Origin of the sequence: Bartonella bovis 91-4, from assembly GCF_000384965.1 — a bacterium.
In the GTDB taxonomy this organism is placed as follows: Bacteria; Pseudomonadota; Alphaproteobacteria; order Rhizobiales; family Rhizobiaceae; genus Bartonella; species Bartonella bovis.
This window is the reverse complement of sequence record NZ_CM001844.1, coordinates 235,624-237,708: the sequence shown is the minus strand read 5'-3', so window position 1 is coordinate 237,708 and position 2,085 is coordinate 235,624. Positions and strand designations below refer to the sequence as shown.

The following is a 2,085-nucleotide window of genomic DNA, read 5'->3' as shown; positions in this document are numbered from 1 at the left end:
CCCCCATCAAACCCCTTCAACACCCCCTTCAACGTAACAGAAGACTCTGACCCATCAACCACTATCTCCTTTTATCGTCACCCCCTTAACATCAACATCTTCACCAACGTCAGCGCCCCTCCCTTTCCACCTTAATCACCGGCTTCCCTTCCCCCCGTAACCTTCAGTGTTTTCCCTATCGTAATATTCGTCCCCGACCCCGTTACCGTCACAGCAGCACCAGCAGACTTACCAGGGCCCGTATCCATATTTATCTCTATATCCCTACCACTACTACTATTCAGTATCCTTGTCACACCACCATCACACACAATCGGCTTATTATCACCACTAATAGTAGTAACACCACGACTACTCCCACAATTATGTGCTTGAGCATACGCCTTTGTATGAGACGTTATAAGAGCAAGCCCAGCCATAAGAGCGGTTGAGACAACACATAAATAAACATGATGCTTAAAAACACAACGCATAACCATAACCCACATGTTCCCCTTTAACCTGTCAGGTTAAACGAGACTAAACTATTCTAAAAAAAAGAAAACTAAAACTAAACCATACTAAAATGGCTTAAACCCCATAAAATCCTCCCAACTCTAACCCTTACCTAAAAACATCATACCCTAATATAAAACACTCTCAACACCCACAAAGCTAAAACACACATCTTCAAACAACAAACAAAACACACATAAAATCAAAACATCAAACAAAGCGCCTAGACCTTAAACCATGACCCAAACCCATAAACAAAAAAAAATCTCTAAAACTAATAAATACGCTAAAATATAGAAACACAGCTGTAGAACATTGCTACCCATATAAGTCATTCTAGCACTCTTCAAAGCACCACCCTGGTTAAATTAACCCCATAATCACCTGTAAAGCTCACCGAAGAACTAATCATAGTCACTTGAGCATTTTGAACAGCAACTCCTGTGCTAACCTTTTTCACATTTGTACCAATCAACCAGGCCCGTCCCCCATTTGCTATTTTTATTCCTTGAGCTTTTCCTGTATCATTTCCGTTAATTATTACACCTACTGCTTTAAGTTTCGCACTTTTTCCCTCAACCATGATGAACTCTGTATTATTATTACTGGTGGAGTTCATTTGCACATTACTTAAAAGGACTCTTCCCCCCTTCATCTTCAGCCCATACTCTCCCCCAAAATTAATCACCCCATTTTTCATCCACAACGACCCGTCTTGAATGGTTATTGCCTCTTTTACACCTGTTATATGTGAGTAATCGAGCATCACATACCCACCATCAGTCACATGAACACCCTGTGTTTTATTATTTCCAATGACCATAACCTTTATAGCAGCAAAATTTGCACCTTTACCTTTGACTTTGATGAAGTTTGTAGCCTGAGCGTTTTTAGTTGCCTTGCTACCCTCATATTTCATAATCACCCCCTTTAACAAAGCATACCCCGTATGGAGACTAATACCGTGCTCTCCGTTAAACGTCATCCACCCTTTTTTCATAGAGAATTCCCCATTAATAACAGTTATACCGCTTTTCACCTTGCTAAAAATCGCATTTTCTAACACGACCCTTCCCCCATTAGTAACAGTCACCCCATTGCTCATCTTGTTAAAAATCGCATCATCTAACACGACCATTCCCCCGTCAATTACCCTTATCCCGTTGCGCCTTTTTCATTTCCATTGATTCTGATGCCCCTACCTCTAATCTCTGCTAAATTTTTAGCATTTCCTGCACCATAGACCGTTAAGAAAGTACTGTCTGGATTATTCCCCGTATAATTCATAATAACACCATTTAACAAAGCATGGCCCTGATTAAGATAGACTGCGTACTCTCCCTTAAAATTGATCTCCCCCCCCTCCATATGGACAGTACCTTTTGTGATAGCCATTCCATTGTAGATGTTTGTATAATTTGGCCTAATCAACACCACCCGTCCGCCGTCAACTACCCTCATCCCCTGCCCATAACCATTTCCATCGATCGTGAGATGTGATGCAACAACCACAGCATTTTTTTGTACTTTACCCGTTCTTTTCCATAGCATTTGTAGTGTCCTCTCCCACAATCCTAATGAATTCAGCTT

Annotated in this window: 3 protein-coding genes; all 3 read right to left on the bottom strand. The window is 41.1% G+C overall.

The genetic code is table 11. The features are described from left to right. Positions 1-131 precede the first annotated feature (131 nt). On the bottom strand, positions 132-479 hold the full coding sequence (locus BBBE_RS00960) for a hypothetical protein (protein WP_152023175.1): 348 nt from the start codon (positions 477-479) through the stop codon (positions 132-134). A gap of 362 nt (positions 480-841) precedes the next feature. Beyond that, complete coding sequence (locus tag BBBE_RS00955; RefSeq protein WP_022708597.1) at positions 842-1,633, bottom strand: hypothetical protein; 792 nt, start codon at positions 1,631-1,633, stop codon at positions 842-844. 17 nt (positions 1,634-1,650) lie between these two features. Next, on the bottom strand, positions 1,651-2,085 hold a 435-nt coding region (locus tag BBBE_RS00950), incomplete at its 5' end, for a hypothetical protein (protein ID WP_035464463.1).